General features: G+C 58.6%; 19 protein-coding genes and 1 pseudogene. 6 read left to right on the forward strand and 14 right to left on the reverse strand.

What is annotated here, in order from left to right; genetic code table 11:
• Positions 1-104: 104 nt before the first annotated feature.
• The 4 genes from FMM72_RS01220 to FMM72_RS01235 are packed head-to-tail and all read right to left on the reverse strand — an operon-like array spanning position 105 to position 2,157.
• A complete protein-coding gene (locus FMM72_RS01220) occupies positions 105-509 on the reverse strand; it encodes a YbjN domain-containing protein (RefSeq protein ID WP_160209145.1) in 405 nt (134 codons plus the stop codon).
• Positions 469-915 carry a hypothetical protein gene (locus FMM72_RS01225; RefSeq protein ID WP_162220343.1) on the reverse strand — a complete coding sequence of 149 codons (447 nt, stop codon included), beginning with the start codon at positions 913-915 and terminating at the stop codon, positions 469-471. Before FMM72_RS01225 ends, FMM72_RS01220 begins: the two co-directional genes overlap by 41 nt.
• Positions 836-1,909, reverse strand: a complete 1,074-nt coding sequence (locus FMM72_RS01230; RefSeq protein WP_162220344.1) for a hypothetical protein — start codon at positions 1,907-1,909, stop codon at positions 836-838. The genes FMM72_RS01225 and FMM72_RS01230 overlap by 80 nt, the downstream gene beginning before the upstream one ends.
• Positions 1,910-1,941: 32 nt before the next feature.
• Positions 1,942-2,157 (reverse strand): hypothetical protein, encoded by a 216-nt coding sequence (locus FMM72_RS01235; RefSeq protein WP_162220345.1) that lies wholly within the window; start codon positions 2,155-2,157, stop codon positions 1,942-1,944.
• Between the two features lie 490 nt (positions 2,158-2,647).
• On the opposite strand from FMM72_RS01235, the gene FMM72_RS01240 reads away from it, so the two are divergent.
• From FMM72_RS01240 to FMM72_RS01265, 6 genes and pseudogenes are all read left to right on the forward strand, one after another.
• Positions 2,648-2,857, forward strand: a complete 210-nt coding sequence (locus FMM72_RS01240; protein ID WP_160209149.1) for a hypothetical protein — start codon at positions 2,648-2,650, stop codon at positions 2,855-2,857.
• Between the two features lie 210 nt (positions 2,858-3,067).
• The gene (locus FMM72_RS01245) at positions 3,068-3,925 is read left to right on the forward strand and encodes an NUDIX hydrolase (RefSeq protein ID WP_160209150.1); all 858 of its coding nucleotides are present in this window, start codon (positions 3,068-3,070) and stop codon (positions 3,923-3,925) included.
• Entirely contained in the window at positions 3,922-4,476 is a 555-nt protein-coding gene (locus FMM72_RS01250) for an NADAR family protein (RefSeq protein ID WP_201758496.1), read from the forward strand. The genes FMM72_RS01245 and FMM72_RS01250 overlap by 4 nt, the downstream gene beginning before the upstream one ends.
• 12 nt (positions 4,477-4,488) lie before the next feature.
• Complete coding sequence (locus FMM72_RS17095; protein WP_160209151.1) at positions 4,489-5,226, forward strand: hypothetical protein; 738 nt, start codon at positions 4,489-4,491, stop codon at positions 5,224-5,226.
• A 36-nt stretch (positions 5,227-5,262) separates the two neighbouring features.
• Complete coding sequence (locus FMM72_RS01260; RefSeq protein ID WP_162220346.1) at positions 5,263-6,093, forward strand: TIGR02452 family protein; 831 nt, start codon at positions 5,263-5,265, stop codon at positions 6,091-6,093.
• Positions 6,093-6,613, forward strand: a pseudogene (locus tag FMM72_RS01265) (RNA 2'-phosphotransferase). The gene FMM72_RS01260 and the pseudogene FMM72_RS01265 overlap by 1 nt, the downstream one beginning before the upstream one ends.
• A gap of 170 nt (positions 6,614-6,783) precedes the next feature.
• On the opposite strand, the gene FMM72_RS01270 reads toward FMM72_RS01265, so the two are convergent.
• From FMM72_RS01270 to FMM72_RS01315, 10 genes are all read right to left on the reverse strand, one after another.
• Entirely contained in the window at positions 6,784-7,275 is a 492-nt protein-coding gene (locus FMM72_RS01270; protein ID WP_162220347.1) for a VOC family protein, read from the reverse strand.
• Between the two features lie 25 nt (positions 7,276-7,300).
• Positions 7,301-8,017 (reverse strand): tryptophan synthase subunit alpha, encoded by a 717-nt coding sequence (locus FMM72_RS01275; RefSeq protein WP_162220348.1) that lies wholly within the window; start codon positions 8,015-8,017, stop codon positions 7,301-7,303.
• A gap of 3 nt (positions 8,018-8,020) precedes the next feature.
• Entirely contained in the window at positions 8,021-9,172 is a 1,152-nt protein-coding gene (locus tag FMM72_RS01280) for an iron-containing alcohol dehydrogenase (protein ID WP_162220437.1), read from the reverse strand.
• Positions 9,173-9,259: 87 nt separating this feature from the next.
• The gene (locus FMM72_RS01285) at positions 9,260-10,054 is read right to left on the reverse strand and encodes a BtpA/SgcQ family protein (RefSeq protein ID WP_162220349.1); all 795 of its coding nucleotides are present in this window, start codon (positions 10,052-10,054) and stop codon (positions 9,260-9,262) included.
• Positions 10,055-10,104: 50 nt separating this feature from the next.
• Positions 10,105-10,860 (reverse strand): nucleoside phosphorylase, encoded by a 756-nt coding sequence (locus FMM72_RS01290; protein ID WP_162220350.1) that lies wholly within the window; start codon positions 10,858-10,860, stop codon positions 10,105-10,107.
• Between the two features lies 1 nt (position 10,861).
• On the reverse strand, positions 10,862-11,833 hold the full coding sequence (locus FMM72_RS01295) for a carbohydrate kinase family protein (RefSeq protein ID WP_162220351.1): 972 nt from the start codon (positions 11,831-11,833) through the stop codon (positions 10,862-10,864).
• A complete protein-coding gene (locus tag FMM72_RS01300; protein WP_160209159.1) occupies positions 11,833-12,423 on the reverse strand; it encodes a cysteine hydrolase family protein in 591 nt (196 codons plus the stop codon). Before FMM72_RS01300 ends, FMM72_RS01295 begins: the two co-directional genes overlap by 1 nt.
• 19 nt (positions 12,424-12,442) lie before the next feature.
• A complete protein-coding gene (locus tag FMM72_RS01305) occupies positions 12,443-13,357 on the reverse strand; it encodes an ABC transporter permease (protein ID WP_162220352.1) in 915 nt (304 codons plus the stop codon).
• Positions 13,354-14,448 carry an ABC transporter permease subunit gene (locus tag FMM72_RS01310; RefSeq protein WP_162220353.1) on the reverse strand — a complete coding sequence of 365 codons (1,095 nt, stop codon included), beginning with the start codon at positions 14,446-14,448 and terminating at the stop codon, positions 13,354-13,356. The genes FMM72_RS01305 and FMM72_RS01310 overlap by 4 nt, the downstream gene beginning before the upstream one ends.
• Positions 14,445-15,995 carry an ABC transporter ATP-binding protein gene (locus tag FMM72_RS01315; protein WP_162220354.1) on the reverse strand — a complete coding sequence of 517 codons (1,551 nt, stop codon included), beginning with the start codon at positions 15,993-15,995 and terminating at the stop codon, positions 14,445-14,447. Before FMM72_RS01315 ends, FMM72_RS01310 begins: the two co-directional genes overlap by 4 nt.
• Between the last annotated feature and the right edge of the window lie 149 nt (positions 15,996-16,144).

A 16,144-nucleotide genomic window follows, 5' to 3' on the forward strand; every position in this document is an offset into this window, starting at 1 on the left:
GTTCCGATTTCCCTGCGAAATCGGATGCCTCCTCTCGTTTTGATCGCTTCGGTTGGATGAGTGAATTTTAAAATTATCGTAAATTGGCGCTTTGGCCAGCTTTACTAACCAGTGATTTGAAAATGCGGCGGATTTTTGCCGGCGCAGGCAAACAGCTCCCGCCAATGGCCGGATACCGACGCGCAATGCGCGCCCGCGCCGCGTAAAAACAATTCCCGCGCATAAAACGCGTCTGTCAGGTCCACACGGGTGCGGACGATCACGCCGCCGTCCTCCAAATAGAAATGCGCCCAGGGATCGGCGGCGTTCAGCTGATTGCAGGCGCGCAGCGCCCGCGTCTCGTCCTCCATCCGGAAAGGGTATTTGGAGTAGATCAAAACGGCTTCTGCTTGTTCCACACAGACGGCATGCCAGCGCACCCGTCCATCTGTAAAGATCAGGTGGGCTTCCTCCCCCCTGACAAGGAAATCATAGCCCGCCTGCTCCAGCAGGGATGCCAGCGTATCCATCGCAGCCTCCTTTTGCCGCCCATGGCGCCGGCGACGGTGTAAGCGCCGTCAGCTCCATCCCGTCGAACCGGGCGGCGGACGCCCAGGGCGCTTCGCCAGGGGAAATCCTGTTTTCCGGGACTGCCTGCGCCGCCCCTTTCAGTCCCGACGGCGTCCGCGCGCATATGGGATCGGGCGGACGGTCCGGCGCGGCGTTGATGAGCCGCAGCATCCGGCTGTTGCCAAGTGTGGCGCACAACCGCCGCAGCGTCTCCCGGCCTGTTCCACGCGCGCCTGCGGCGGCCCGCAGGACCTCCGCCGCCTGGAAAGACCGGCTTTGGATGGGTTCAGACGTCTGAATTGGCGGCGTCCTCTCCTGCCGCGTCCTCTGGCTTTGGTTGTTCGCCGGCGACGCTCTCTGGTTCATCCCCATCCTCCTTTTGGCTGTACCTTCGGGCCACACCGCGGCGGCGGCCATCCTCCGGCGGCATGGCGGCCGCTGTCAATTCCGCAGCCAGCTCCTCCGCAAAGCCCTTGGCGGAAAAAAGCCGCTCCGCCTGCCCGGCATTGTCGCGCAGTACGCTCAACCGGCTGATAAACTGTATTTTCTGAGACTGTTTTCTCTGGATCAACGCCTCAAGGCTGGAGATGCTGCGGCGGAGCAAATCAGCTGGCCCGCGCTCCGACTCCACACCCTCAAGCTCCTTGAGGCGCAGCCGCCAGACATTCAGCGTTTTCTGGTCATCGCGTATGGATAAAAACGGATACATTCTGAGCAGGACCTCGTTATCGGCCTGCGCAAGAGGACTCTGCGGTCCTTCAGCGGCCTCGGCCATCGTCTGAAACAGGCGGCCCGCGCTGCGCAGGCTGCTCACCACCAGGCCGACGGCGCTTTTAACGTCCTGCCGGTTGTAAACGGTCTGTCCCTCGTTTCCCGGCAGATTCTTCTGAACGGACGAGCTCCCCTTTAGGATTTGCTGGCGTTCATTGACCGGTTCGGGCTGGCCAAGCGTCCTTTTTAGGCTGCTTACCAGCATCATACGTCCCTGCCCGCCGAGAATCCCGGCCGCAAGCGTCCCCTTTGAAAAAGCGGCGTCCGCGAATTTTTGCAGCCGCAGCCCGCTTTGCCGCTGTGCCTCCGACACCTGATAAGGCATCTGTTCCGCCGGACGGGCCGTTCCTCCTTCAAGCGGTTGTCCGTTCTGCTCCAGCATCTGCCCGGTCAGCCTTTGCCCTTCCAGGGTAAAACGCGTGGAAAAGGCCTCTGTGATCGAGTAAACCGGATCGCGCGTTCTGTATCCAATATCTGGCAGATACGCGAGCCTGCAGAGCTGATCGTGCAGCTCCCGGCGCAGGAAATTCGCTCCGGAAAGCTGTTCTTCAAAGCGCCCGGAGCGTTTCCTCCTGGATTCACGGTACACGGGCCTCCCCCTTTACGCATAGGGTTTTAAAATCAGCAAAGGCCGCCCTTGGGGTAGCTCCCGCCGGCCACATCGGACAGGACGTCGTCAGAAAGCGGGGCAAAACCGCCGTCCCGCCAATCCCGCCAGGCCTCCTGCGTTTCCTGCAGGTTCAGCCCGGCGGCCTGTGCGGCCTGCTCAAAACCGGTTTGGTCGGACAGCCTGTCGGATAAGGTATGAGCCAACAATCTGCGCAAAGCATCGCTCATTACTGATTCCTCCTGTGTATTTATCGCAGTGTTTCTTTGCTTGGTTTCTTATACGAACAGACGTTAAAAAAATCCCATACTTTTTCTGATTAATAAAAACAAATTGTTGCGGCATTCTGTTAAAAGCGCGTCCATTTGGCCAGGGGCTGTTTGAAAAATCAAATTCAGGAAACAAATAAGCACTCTAACAAATCATGCGAATTCTTCATTGCTTCACTATGATCCTGTTTGAACAACCTGTTTGTATGTTTGTATGCATTTGCGGCATACCAGTTGGAAAGCCTGCCCAGTTTGGAACCACCCCGGACGCGGGCAGTTGCTTTGGACATAAGAAAAGGCCCAGAGCACGAAATGGCTCCAGGCCCTTGCCTGGTGGCAAGCCTGCCCAGTTTGGAACCACCCCGGACGCGGGCATTTGCTTTGGACATAAGAAAAGGCCCAGAGCGCGAAATGGTTCCAGGCCCTTGCCTGGTGCAGGAGGCGATGCGATTTGTACCCATATCACAACCAGATCAAGCGGCGTATTCGCGCCGGGGAGCTGTGCGGATACGACTTTGTCAGCGACTATCCGCGCATCGGCGAGGCATTGGTGCTGTATTTTACAACATCTCCGCCGGTGCGGCCTATCCGTCCGCACCGTTACGCGGAATACGCTGCGCTTCTGGCCGCCTGGGAACAGGGGGCTTTCCGGCGCTCCTGAAAAAAACGCACAAGACTTCCATTGCACGCGCCGCGAACAGCAGCGGGGCCGCCGCATAAAAACAAGCCGCGCGGCAATGATGGGAAACGCTTTGACGGCCTGTCTTTATGCGTCTACGATTTTAGGACTTGACAAACCGCGAATATGTGATATCATGATAGTAACTAAGAGATATTATCTAACTAAACATAAGACCAGGAAGGCGATTCTATGCAGTTACGGGATCGGAACGGATTGACCGAACAGGAATTTTTGGAGCAATATCGTCCGGGTGATTACACGCGTCCATCAGTGGCGTGCGATATGGTCATTTTCACGGTTATGCAAACAGACGCCGGCAATTACCGCCGCCTGCCGGAAAAGGAACTGCGCGTGTTGCTGATCGAACGCGGCGGCCATCCATATCTCGGATGCTGGGCGCTGCCCGGCGGCTTTGTGCGCCCGACTGAAACCGTGGGCCAGGCCGCCGCGCGCGAGCTGCGGGAGGAAGCAGGCGTTGAAAACGTCTATCTGGAGCAGCTCGGCGTTTTCAGCGATCCCGGCCGCGACCCGCGCACCTGGGTCATGAGCTGCGCGCACATGGCGCTGATCGACGGCGGCAAGGTCCGGCTCCGGGCCGGAGACGACGCGCAGAACGCCGCGTGGTTTCTGGCGTCGTGCACCGCGCAGCCGGACGCGCCGTCGCGCTTTACACTTCGGCTAACCAACGGCGGCATCCATCTCAGCGCGCTGGTAGAGCGCCGGCTGGAAGGCCCCACCGGCGCGGAGGAATACACAGTCGTTGAAAACGACGGGCTTGCCTTTGATCATGCAAAAATCATCGTCTGCGCGTTGGAGCGCCTGCGCGCGCAGACAGCGTCCGGCGGCGCGGCTTTTCATCTGCTGCCGGAACGCTTTACGCTGACTGAGCTTCAGCAGGTGCACGAGGTCCTGCTTGGCCGCCCGCTTCTCAAGGCGGCGTTTAGACGCAAAATCGCCCCGCTTGTGCAGGAGACGGACCAGATGACACAGAATGCCGGGCACAGGCCCTCGCGTCTGTACCGGCGAAAACAGGAGGAAAAAACATGATTTGTTACGATCTGAAAACGCTTCGGGAGGCATATTGTTCGGGCGAGAGCTGCCGCTTCCTCTTTTTTTGGGGGCATACCCCTCCGGCTGACGGGCATGTGAATGAAAGCTGCCTGAGCCAATGGTGGATGTGCCGTTTCACAGCGGACGGGGTGGAATACAATTGCGCCGAACAATACATGATGGCGGAAAAGGCCCGGATGTTCGGCGACAGCGAGATGCTGGAAAAAATCATGGCGTCCAATTTCCCCAAGGAAATGAAAGCTTACGGACGCGCTGTGCGGAATTTTGATCAGGCGGTGTGGGACAGCCGATGTTATGAGCGGGTGCTCGCCGGGAATCTGGCGAAGTTCGAGCAAAACGCCGACCTGCGGGAATTTCTGGCTGGGACAAGGGGGCGTATCCTGGTGGAGGCAAGCCCGCGCGACCGGATTTGGGGCATCGGTATGGGAAAGCAAAATCCCAACGCCCAAAATCCGACGCTTTGGCGCGGCAAAAATCTTTTAGGGTTCGCACTGACCGAAGCGCGCGAGCTTTTACAGCGGCGATAGGAGGGTGCTTTTATGAACGGGGAGCTTTATCAGGCGTGCGCCCTTGTGGCCGCGGTGCGCCAGGCGCTACGTGCCGGCTCTTTTTCCTATGAGGGCGCGGACTATGAAAAATCCCTGCATTTCACTTTCCAAAACGGCGCACAGGCGGACAGCGCGGCCGACTGGTACCACGAACTGGCGGCGCGCCGCCTTCACGATATCAAGCTGCTTGCGCCCACAGCGGCCGAAGACCGCGGACTGCTCGCCTTTTCGGGCGGCGCGCCTTTTGTGGCCGCCTGCTTTTACAAGGACAAAGCCGTTACCGGCTGGCGCGCTGATTGGGAGTTCGACCAGTCTGCGCGCGGCTGGAATATCAAGTGGAACGAAGCGCCGTTCAAAGACGCGCCCGCTGTACCGCCCCGCTTTCAGGAATACCGCGACGATTTCTCCGCGGTGCTCGCACAGATTTCAAAGCTGGCCGGGCGCATCGGGGAGAAGCAGTTCGCCGCCCAGTTTGACAGCGCGCGGCATTATCTGACAGATCCATGTGCAGCGCTGCCGGATTGGATGCATATCCATCTGCCGGAAAAAAACAAGGCCCTGTTCGCAGCCGCCTCGCGCGCGTGGGTATTCGGCGGCATGGGCAGCTGGAACGACAGCCCGCCGTATCTGGCGCACGAACAGGGTCTTGACGGCGACTATGAACGATTATCCGCCGCGCTGCACCGGCAGATCATGTTGGCGGTGCTGTACGCCGTCAACGAATGGTGACACGGCGGACCAGACTTTATTGAAAGAGGATTCGTTATGAATCGAAAGGCAATTGCAAATGAAACCCTGCGTATTTTAGAGCAGGGTTGGTATGAATACGCTGGCGAGCGCATTGAAATCGCCGACATGCATCAGGCGTCCCTGGCAGGCAGCCGCCTGATTACGCCGGAAACACAGCCTGCGCTGCCTCCCATGCCTGCCGCGCACGAGAAGGCAACGGCGCTTTCCCTTCGGAACTGTTCGGCTGTGCGCGCGGTCATCGACCTTCGCGCGCAGGGAGCCGGGCGCATCGGCGTGCTCAACTTCGCCAGCGCCAAGAACCCGGGCGGCGGCTTTTTAAACGGCGCAATGGCGCAGGAGGAAAGTATCGCCGCGTCCAGCGGACTTTACCGCACGCAGACAATCCATCCGGAGTATTACGCGCGCAACCGCGCCTGCGGCACCATGTGCTATACCGACTGCGCCATCTATTCGCCCGATGTGGTATTTTTCCGCGATGAATGGTTCGCGCTGCTTGAGCGCCCGGTCACAGCGTCAGTGCTGACGCTGCCGGCTGTAAACTTTGGGCAGGCGCTCATAAAGGGCGAAGACACCGCGCACGCAAAACGCGTGATGAAAACGCGTATGCGGCTGGCGCTCACGCTCTTTGCGGCGATGGGCGATGAAAACCTGGTGCTTGGCGCGTATGGCTGCGGAGTGTTCCGCAACGATCCGGAGGATATCGCCGCCTGGTGGGTCTCGCTTTTGACGGATACGGACTTTAAAAACCGTTTTTCCTCTGTCACCTTCGCTGTGCTCGACCGGTCCAAAAGCCAGACCTGCTATCGCGCGTTTGAACGCCGCTTCGGCACACAGGAGGCATTCTGATGGGACAATCAAAAAGTGATGAGAAGCTCGGCCGGTTCCTGAGCCTTGTGCTGCGGCACAACCCCGCGGCGGCGCAGATCACGCTCGACGAACACGGCTGGGCCGATGTAAAAGCGCTGCTTGCGGGCTGCGCCCGCGCGGGACGGCGCATTGACCGGGATACGCTCGAGCGCATTGTGCGCGAAAACAACAAGCAGCGCTACAGCTTTAATGACGACCATACAAAAATCCGGGCCAACCAGGGCCATTCCATCGCGGTCGACGTGGAACTGCGGCAGGCGCAGCCGCCCGCGCACAGGGAATCACGCGCCAGTCGCGGCAGCATGTACATCTGTCCGCCGACTGTCAAACGGCGCTGGCTGTCGGCAGCCGCCACGGTCCCCCTGTGGTCCTTGCCATCGACGCGGCCGCTATGGCGCGGGACGGCTATGCGTTTTACCGCTCCGAAAACGGCGTCTGGCTCTGTGAGCAGGTACCGTGGGGCTATGTCCTGGAGGATGGGGTGGGCCTTGCTCCATAGCTGACGGCTGATAACAAAAACCATCGCCGTGCGGCTGTTGCCGCGCGGCGATGGTTAAGGTATGATTGTCCGGCACATGTCCGGACAATCATAAATTTTTACGGCGACAGCATAACGCTGCGTCTGCCAGGCTTTTTTGACAGTCTGAAACGGGGCGGCACCGTCCTGTTTTATGTATCGTCCCCTGCGGCCGCCCCGGCCTTCGTCGTGGGCATCAGACGGTTGTCCGCACCGATGCGCAGGGCTGGGGCGTATGCAATCTCCCATACATAGCCGTCTGGGTCCATGATGAAACCGGAGTATCCGGGCTTTCCGTCCCAGTCCTTCCAGACTGGCTTCTGCTGCACAGTTGCGCCTGCGGCGACAGCCCGCTCAAAGATCGCGTCCACCTCCTCGGCGCTCGCGCCGTTGATCGCCAAAAGCAGGCCGTTGTAGCGCGGAATCGGTTCGACCGGCAAGCCAATTTCCCTTGCCAAGAAATCGTGCGGCAACAACCCGATGGCGATATTCGAACTGAGCACATATGTACAGGCCCCGTCGGAATCGGGGGAATACTCCCACCCCATCGCCTCATAAAAGGCAACGGACCGCTGTACATCCTTCACGCCTAATGTCAGCATGGACACGCTTTTCGCAGCCGCGCCGGGTAGTTTCACTTGCATATTGTTTCTCCTTTTTCGTCGTATGTCAGCACTCCTGTTTAAACGCCTGAATCATTTTCGTCATGGCCGCAGGGTCGTCATGAAGCTTGAGCACTGCGCTGCCTACAAAGACGCCGTCTGCACCGGCCTCTTTGGCCATTTTCGCATCCGCAGGCGTGTGGATGCCGACGCCACAGTAAATCGGCCGTGTAATCCCCTGGCCGCGCAGATGATCGATGCAGTCCTTGAGCGCAGGAAAAGCGGGGTTGGTCTGGCCTTCGCCCGGCTTACCCTGCATGTAGACGAAGCCGTTGGACTGTTTGGCCGATTCCACCTCGCCGGGCAGCATCTGAAACTGCACATAGCAGCTCACCCGCATGCCGTCCGCGATAAACCGGTTTTTAACTGCGTCGCCCTGCTGCCCCACCAGAATGATATCCTCAAAACCCTGTGCTTTGCAGAAAACGATGAACCGCTCATAACCGATTTCCGTCACAGTCGATTCATACGTCATCAGGATAAAACGCGTGTCAGGCAGACGCTTTTTCATCTCCGCCATGCCGTCCATATAGGCGGTATAGTCGTTACAGGCTTCCAGCGCCGCCGCCATGCGGCCGGCGATGTATTCGCTTTCCAGATAGGGGGCGCGGGCGGGAAAATCAATTTCAATGATGTCGCAGCCGGCGCCGACATAACGCTGCGCCGTCTCCTTACTGCTGTCAATGGAGGGGTAGCCGTTGCTCAGATAACAGATTAAATCCATCGGTCACGCCTCCCTTCCGTCAAATACAAGCGTGAACAGCGCCTCCATCTGTCCCGCCGTCGGGATGATGGGGTTCGTCTTTGTGCAGCCGTCCGCCAGCGCCATAGCCGCCATCTCGCCCAGCCTGCCGCGGTAGCCGCCAGCGTCCTTGATCACGTCGGACAGCGCGGCGGGAATATACAGTTTTTTATTCAGCCCCTGTACGACGGCCGCCATATCATCTGTACCGAGGGGCGCGGCAACGCTTTCATACAGCGCCCTGGCCCGTTCGTCCCCGCTGTTGAAACGGATAATATAAGGCAGGATAATTGCGTCGGCCAGGCCATGGGCAATGTGGAACAGACTGCCCACTGTATGCGCCATGCTGTGTACAATCCCCAATGAGACGTTCGTAAACGCCATGCCGGCGATCATGGAGGCGTTGAGCATCGTCTCGCGGGCGGCGATGTCCTGCCCGTTGTCAAAGGCTTTGGGTAGGGCGCTGTGGATATCTGCGATTGCGCGCCGGGCAAACGTGTCAGAAACGTAATTGGCCCGGTTGCTGACAAGCGCCTCCAACGCGTGCGTCATGGCGTCCATGCCGGTTTCAGCCGTGATATGTGCGGGCATGGAAAGCGTCGCCCGCGGATCGCAGATCGCGATATCCGGCATCATCTCCATATTGCCAAGCCCACGCTTGATCCCCTGTCCGTCGGAGATCACAAAGGACCGCGACACCTCGGAGGCGGTGCCCGCTGTGGAGGGGATACAGCAGAACCGCGCCTTGCCGCGCAGCTTTGGGAAGGGGTTTGCTGTCAAAACCTCCTCCAGCGTGGTCAGCTCGGGATGCTCGTAATACACCCACATGGCCTTGGCCGCGTCCATGGGGCTGCCGCCGCCCAGGGCAACGATCAGATCGGGGCCAAACTGCTCCATCGCCCGCGCCCCGCGCATCACTGTGTCAAAGGAAGGGTCCGGTTCCACGCCCTCGAAAAAGGCGACCCTGGCGCCGCTCTCCCGCAGGTAATCCGCCGCCTGATCAAGAATTCCACAGCGTTTCATGCTGTCCCCACCGGTGACAATCATCGCGCGCTTGGCGCCCACATCTCTGAGAAAGGCAAGACAGCCGTCGCCAAACAGCAATTGGCTGCCCGCCAGCTTCATCGGTCTCATCATCATTTTCCGCTCCTTATCGTTTGCATTGAATGTTCGCGCCGGCAGACGGGTTACGCATCGCGCCCACCGGCAAAAAATATGAACGCTTTAGCGGTTCAGCCCCGCCAGCACCTCTTTGACCAGCCGGCCGGAGATGGGATTGGACACAACGCCGCCCTCCTTCAGGCTGGAGCCGATGATTGCCCCGTCGGCGATCTTTAGCTGTTCGCCGATATTCGCGGCATTCACGCCGCTGCCGGCGATCACGGGGACCGGCGCCACTTTTTTCACCTTTTCGATTATTTCAATAGGCGTCTCCATACCGATCGCAGACCCGGTAACAATGATCCCGTCCGCGCCGCAGGCGGCGGCATTCTTGGCCGACTGCTCGACCGGCACATGCGGCAGCAGCATATTCGTATGCTTGACCTGGATATCGGCCAGCACCATAATATGATCCATGCCCATCAGATGGCGGTAGCGCATACACTCCTTTGCGCAGGGCGTGATCAGCCCGCCGTAAAATTCCACAGTGTCGACAAACACCGGGATACGCACAAACTGACAGCCTGTGCTGTAGGCGATGGAGAGCGACGCCTCCCAGTCACAGAAAGCCGCGTCCACACCCGCCGGGATCTGTACGGCGTCGCGCACCTTTTGGGCGGCGACGGCCAGCGTCGTGCGCTGTATGAGGTCCAGTGTGACGCCAAACGGATCGTCCCCCATATTCTCGACGATTACCGCGTCGACGCCGCTCTCCTCAAGGGTGCGCGCATCCTGCACAGCCTGTCTGTAAATTTCCTCCACGCTGCCGCGGTAGCCCGTGGTCCCAGGCAGCGGCAGACAGTGTACCATACCGATTACAAATTGCCGGTCAACCGCCAGCAGCTCTCTGATTTCCATTGTATCCGTCCTTTCTCGGTTTGCCGTTTTCGTTCCGGCAGATATCCCGTTTACGCCCGGTGCGCCTGCGCATACCGCCAGACGCCCTCCAGCGCGACACGGCATAAGAGCGCCTCCGCATCGGCGCGCTCCTGTCCTTTCAGCGACTCCTTCAGGTTCTCCAGAACCGTGACCATGGTGACGACGGCGGTCTTCACCCCCATCAGGCGGCCTACAGTCAGCATACAGGCCGATTCCATATCGATTCCGCAGACATGCAGGGCGCGCAGCTCGTCAAACACATGCGACAGGTCCCTGCCGCACTCCTTGCTGAACCGGCTGTCGTGCATCTGGGTATAAAACCCGTCCATCGTGCAGGAAACGCCGTTGAGACTTCGTTTTCCAAAGTCGGCCGCCGTCTCGTTGAGAAGATTGACCAGCTCCAGATCAGCCACCGCCGGATAGCTTTCCTCCACATACGTTTTACTTGTGGATTCCCGGCGCATCGAAGCGATCGGGATGATGAAGTGTCCGAGCATATCGTCCTGCATGGACATCACAGTACCCATGCGCACAGCCACCTCCATGCCGCAGGCGTACATCTCCTCCATAGCGATGGCGGCGCTCGGCGCGCCGATGCCGGTGGAGGTGACGGTGATCCGTTCCCCCTTATAGGTCCCGGTGCAGGTGTTAAACTCCCGCAGAAAAGCGACCTCCTGCGGATCGTCCAAAAACTGCTTGATTATATTGACACGCCACGGGTCCCCCGAAAACAGCACATATTTTCCAACGGTTTCGGGCGTCCCGCCCATATACAGCGTGGCCATATCATCTGCCTCCTTTCAGCATCCGTTCAAATTGTCCCAAGCGTTCCAAAAGCTGTTCCTCCGTGGGCGCGCCGGCACAGCAGCCCTCCTGCTCAATCACAAAGGAGGAAAGCACCGTGCCCAGCATGGCGCATGTCCGCGGGTCCTTCCCGCGCAGGAAGCCGTACAAAAACCCAGCCACGAACGCGTCGCCTGAGCCGGTGGCGTCGACCACCGGGCCGCCGCAGGTGCAGATGGGCACATGCGTTTTTTCCCCTGCGCCGTCCGCCTTATACCAGCAGTCGCTCCCCTGCCGGCCGAGCGTGGTAATCAGCAGGGAGCAGCGTCCCCGATCCAGCATGGCGCGCAGATCGACGCCTAAAATCTGTTCGATGGCCTGCCGCTCCACCTCGTTTGTAAAAATAATGCTGCTGTAAGAGAGCAGCTCCTCCAGAAAGTCCCGCGGGAAAGCGTCCATATCCCCTTTCATGGAGAATACAAGCGGCAGGCTATGCTTTTTGCACATCGCAAAGAACGCCTCATTGTCCGGCCGCGAACCTACCGTCATCACCCCGAGCCGCGCCCCTGTAAAAATGCTGTCGGGCAGCGGCCGCGCGAACCGGGCGTCCATCGCGCCGGGGTAAAACAGGGTGATGTGCTGGCCCTCGTTGTCCTGGAGCAGATAGCACACGGAGGTACGCTCCCCTGGCACCACCTCGGTGGCGGTAAGTGAAATTTTGCCCTGCTCCAAAAACCCTTTAAAGCCAATCTGTTCGTAGTCGTCCCCCACCCGCATGACCGGCAGGCTGCGCACGCCGAGCCGGCACAGGTCATAGGAAATATTGACCGAGCAGCCGCCATAACGGATATCTGCGCTTGTCCGGTTTTCCACCAAAGAGGTAAAGCCCACGCGCGCGGGCGTTTTCAGCTTGATAATGCGGTCCATGCTTACATAGCCGCTGGTGATCACATCATACTGCGGATTGTTTTGCATCAGCCATCCTCCTTTAACCGGTCGGAAAACTGCCCGGCAGTCATCACCGTGCCGAAATATTTGTCCATATCCTCCAGATGTACCCGGTTGACCTCCTCGGAATTGGTGCCCACGCAATCGCTGATCACAATGGGCAGATAGTCGTTGAAATAGGCGTCGTGTACGGTGGCCCGGATGCAGCAGTTGGTTTTCGTCCCGACGACGGCCACATTTTTGATACCGTGCTCCCGCAGCACAAGGTCCAAATCTGTGCCGTAAAAGGCGCTGTAACGGCGCTTTGGGATGATATAATCGCGATGCTTATCCACGGGGAGCGCGGGGTCGAGCGCCTCGCCGCCGCTGCCTTCGATACAACTGGGCCGCATCGTCTCAAGATTGCGGTCAAATTTACCGCTGCGGTAGCGGTGCTGCATAAAGATGACCAGGGTGCCGGTCTGATGGCACAGCTCGACCAGCCGGACAATCGCGGGCAGAATTTGCCGGTTCATCGGGTAGAACACAAGCCCGTCCGGTTCGGTAAAGTCCCGGACCATATCGACAACCACCAAAGCTGTCTGCGACGGCCTGATTATCGCAGGATCAATTCTCATATGAAACGCTCTCTCCTTTTCAATTCTCCGCGAACGCGCCGCGCACGCGCACCCCGCGCCGGTTGACGATGGACGCGGCCGTGAGTACGGCAACCATGACCACATAGGGCACCACCTTTAAAAGCAGCGACGCGGATACGCGCAGGGAAAAGTATTCCGCCAAGGCGTTGGCCAGGCTGAACAGCACCGCATACAGCGTGCAGGCAAGCGGACGGCCGCGTCCGCAGTAGATGGCGGCGATGGCAATAAAGCCGCGGCCCGCGGTCATATTGTTGGTGTACAAAGACAGCCGCTCCAGCGCCAGATCGACCCCTGCCAGGGCGCAGCAGCCGGCGCCGATCAGAATGGCCGCAATCTTGTACAGGTCGGTTTTCAGCCCCAGGCTGACAGCGGTATCCTCACTTTCGCCTACCATGCGCACATGAATGCCGAAGCGGGTGCGGTACATCAGCACGGACATGACGGCGATCATGAGATACGCCACGTATGTAATCGGCGGGTGGCCGCTGAGGATCGGTCCAAGAACCGGGATATGCTCCACAACCGGAATGTTCAGCACGATGCTGTTGGTGGAAAAGCCCTGCAAGGTGATACTCGGCACGGACATGATCTTCATAATAAAGCCGGCTGCGGCAGGCACCAGCATATTGATGGCCAGTCCGATGACAATAACGTTGCCTTTCAATGTCACCCCCATCAGGGAGAACACCAGGCCCAACAGCAGGCAGGCTACAAACGCGGACAGATAACCGGCGGGAACGCTCCCGGTGAGGTTTGCGATCAGCATCGATACGAACGCCCCGGCCATCATCATGCCCTCCAGCGCGATATTGAGCACATTGGCCTTGTAGGCGAAGATGCCGCCCAATACGCACAGCAGAACAGGGGCCAGATAGACGACGGACTGATAAATGATATTGTTGACGGCGCTCATGCCTTCCCCTCCTCTCCAAGCGCCCTGCGGGCGGCCAGCTTTTCGCGCAGGCGTTCCGCCAGGCCGTACTTTTCATTCAAGAACTGGACCGCTAAAAACAGGATGATCAGGCTCTGGATGACCGCCACAATTTCATTCGGCACATTGGCGTACAGGCCGATGGCCTCCGAACCTGTTTTCAGGGCGCTGTAAAACAGGGCCGCCGCCAGGATACCGCCCGGCGAATGGCGCCCGAGCAGGGCGATCAGCATACCGTCCCACCCAAGGCCCGGCGAACCGGAAAAATCCAACGTGTAAAAGGTCTTTTCCGACAGCATATGCCCCGCTCCGGCAATACCTGCCAGCGCGCCCGAAATCAGCATCAAAAGGATGACAGCGCGGCGGGAACGCAGGCCCGTCGCCTCCGCGAACGAGGGGTTTTTCCCCAGGGCAGTGATGGTATAGCCGAGCTTTGTCTTGGTCATGACAAACGCCATCGCCAGGAAAACGCCGATGGCGATAAACAGAAACGGCGTCACCCTGCTGCCGCCGATCAAAAAAAACCGGGCGCTGTCCTGTATTGGGGGCGTCGCCACATATCCGGCCCCCGCGTCGCGAAACACGACCGAGGCCAGATATTCCAGCACACGGGCCATCGCGTAGTTGAGCACCAGCGTCACCACCATCTCGTCCACGTGGAAGTAACCGCGCAGAAGGGCGGGGAGCAGAGCAAATGCAACGCCGCACAAAATACCCACGCCAAAGCAGATCAACTTGTGCGCCGCAGGGTTCATATTCGTCAGATAATGCCCCGCAATTCCGGCCATGAAACCGCCAAAGACAAGCTGGCCCTCAATACCCATGTTAAAGATATTAGCCTTAAAGCAGATAGAGATCGCCATGCCGGATAAAAGCAGCGGCGCGGCAAGCTGCAAAGTGCGCGTGACTCCCCGCAGGCTGAACAGGGAACGCTCCACCATAACCCTGTAGGTGGTCAGGGGATTTTCTCCAATAGCCAAAATGATGATTCCGCCGATCACAAAAGCGAGCAGCACAGGCAGAACCGAGTTGAGCGCCTTGACTCCAAAATGACAGGACTGTTTTGTTTTCACGCCTTCACCTTCAATCCTTCAGGTATGGTACCCGCCATCAATAAACCGATATCGGCTGTGGCCGTTGTTTTCGGGTCGACCTCTCCAATGATGCCGCCCTTGTACATCACGCCCACACGGTCGGACAGGCTCATGATTTCGGACAGCTCGCTGGAAATAAGCAGCACGGAATACCCCGCGTTGCGGAAATTGAGCAGGCTTTGATGGATATACTCGATAGAGCCTACATCGACGCCCCGCGTCGGCTGACAGGCGATCATCAGGCGCGGATGGCTTTCAAATTCCCTGGCCACGATAATTTTCTGCGCGTTGCCGCCGGAAAGCTGCGAGACGTTGCCATACTCGTCCGCAATGCGTATATCGTACTTTTCAATGTACTTTCTGCACCGCTTTTGCATCTCCTTCTTTTTGAGCACGCCGCAGGCGCACAGCTCCCGGTCTCCCAGATAGCCCGCCGCGCAGTTGTCCGCCAGGCTCATATCCCGGCAGAGGCCATGCTTATAGCGGTCCTCCGGGATGATGCCGATCTTTTTCCCGCGCAGCTTGTCCGGCCACACGTTGGTGATATCCTCGCCGCCAATCGTAACGCTGCCGCCGGTAGCCAGCATCATCCCGGTCAGGATTTTGACCAGCTCGCTCTGGCCGTTGCCCTCCACGCCGGCAATCCCATAGATCTCATTTTCACACACATCGAAGCTGACCCCGTGAAGCGCCTGCTGCCCCGCCTCGTTTACAGTGGTCAGGTCGCGCACACTGTAGACCGGAGTGGAACCGCAGGGGCAGCCGCCCTCATTGCTGACAGTGAGCACCACATCGCGCCCCACCATCATCTGTGCCAATTCCTTTTCACTGGTATCGCTTGTTTTTGCCTCTCCCACGACCCGGCCGTGGCGAATGACCGTGACGGAATCGCTCAAAGCCATGATTTCCCGCAGCTTGTGTGTGATGACGATGACCGTCTTTCCGCTTTTGCTCAAATTTTTCAGGTTTTCAATCAGCCAGTCCACCTCTTGGGGCGTGAGCACGGAGGTTGGCTCATCCAGAATCAGGATATCCACATTGCGGTACAGCATCTTCAATATCTCAAGCTGCTGGCACTGGCCAACCGACAGATTGGACACCCGCTCCGACGGATCAAGCTGAAAATGATACTGGTCAATCAGCTCGCGTACCCGCCTGCGTTCCGTTTCATTATCAATAAACGGGGTTTGCAGCGCACCCCACTTTTTCCGGATCTCCACACCCAACATGATGTTTTCATACACTGTCAGGCTCGGCGCCAGCTTGAAGTGCTGGTGCACCATACCGATACCGTGGGCGATCGCGTCCAGCGGGCTGCGAAAGCGGACCTCCTCTCCGTTGATAAGGATCTTGCCAAAGGTAGGCTGAAGCACGCCATAGAGCATGTTCATCAGCGTCGTTTTGCCCGCGCCGTTTTCACCCACAATGCATTTGATCTCGTTCTTTTCCACCGCCAGATTGATGCGGTCATTGGCGACAAATTTGTCAAACTTTTTGGTCAGGTCAATGGTTTGTATTGCATTCATTCGCTTCATCCCCTGTCTTGTGGAATCGCCCGCCGTCGTATGACGCCCCAAAAATAACAGCGCCCGCCGGTTTCCCGGCGGGCGCTGTCGGCAGCGATCCGAAACGCGGGCTGTACGGCTTTTTTGCAGCACAGCCCTTCTATCATTAT

It is taken from the genome of Anaerotruncus colihominis, from assembly GCF_010206195.1.
Taxonomy (GTDB): Bacteria; Bacillota; Clostridia; order Oscillospirales; family Ruminococcaceae; genus Anaerotruncus; species Anaerotruncus colihominis_A.

Excerpts from the sequence above, each read along its gene's own strand:
- FMM72_RS01235 (WP_162220345.1), bottom strand. The coding sequence starts at position 2,157 with ATGAGCGATGCTTTGCGCAGATTGTTGGCTCATACCTTATCCGACAGG.
- FMM72_RS01300 (WP_160209159.1), bottom strand. The coding sequence starts at position 12,423 with ATGAGAATTGATCCTGCGATAATCAGGCCGTCGCAGACAGCTTTGGTG.
- FMM72_RS01260 (WP_162220346.1), top strand. The coding sequence starts at position 5,263 with ATGAATCGAAAGGCAATTGCAAATGAAACCCTGCGTATTTTAGAGCAG.
- FMM72_RS01280 (WP_162220437.1), bottom strand. The coding sequence starts at position 9,172 with ATGATGAGACCGATGAAGCTGGCGGGCAGCCAATTGCTGTTTGGCGAC.
- FMM72_RS01225 (WP_162220343.1), bottom strand. The coding sequence starts at position 915 with ATGAACCAGAGAGCGTCGCCGGCGAACAACCAAAGCCAGAGGACGCGG.
- FMM72_RS01290 (WP_162220350.1), bottom strand. The coding sequence starts at position 10,860 with ATGGCCACGCTGTATATGGGCGGGACGCCCGAAACCGTTGGAAAATAT.
- FMM72_RS17095 (WP_160209151.1), top strand. The coding sequence starts at position 4,489 with ATGAACGGGGAGCTTTATCAGGCGTGCGCCCTTGTGGCCGCGGTGCGC.
- FMM72_RS01315 (WP_162220354.1), bottom strand. The coding sequence starts at position 15,995 with ATGAATGCAATACAAACCATTGACCTGACCAAAAAGTTTGACAAATTT.
- FMM72_RS01305 (WP_162220352.1), bottom strand. The coding sequence starts at position 13,357 with ATGAGCGCCGTCAACAATATCATTTATCAGTCCGTCGTCTATCTGGCC.
- FMM72_RS01245 (WP_160209150.1), top strand. The coding sequence starts at position 3,068 with ATGCAGTTACGGGATCGGAACGGATTGACCGAACAGGAATTTTTGGAG.
- FMM72_RS01295 (WP_162220351.1), bottom strand. The coding sequence starts at position 11,833 with ATGCAAAACAATCCGCAGTATGATGTGATCACCAGCGGCTATGTAAGC.
- FMM72_RS01275 (WP_162220348.1), bottom strand. The coding sequence starts at position 8,017 with ATGGATTTAATCTGTTATCTGAGCAACGGCTACCCCTCCATTGACAGC.
- FMM72_RS01220 (WP_160209145.1), bottom strand. The coding sequence starts at position 509 with ATGGATACGCTGGCATCCCTGCTGGAGCAGGCGGGCTATGATTTCCTT.
- FMM72_RS01270 (WP_162220347.1), bottom strand. The coding sequence starts at position 7,275 with ATGCAAGTGAAACTACCCGGCGCGGCTGCGAAAAGCGTGTCCATGCTG.
- FMM72_RS01285 (WP_162220349.1), bottom strand. The coding sequence starts at position 10,054 with ATGGAAATCAGAGAGCTGCTGGCGGTTGACCGGCAATTTGTAATCGGT.
- FMM72_RS01250 (WP_201758496.1), top strand. The coding sequence starts at position 3,922 with ATGATTTGTTACGATCTGAAAACGCTTCGGGAGGCATATTGTTCGGGC.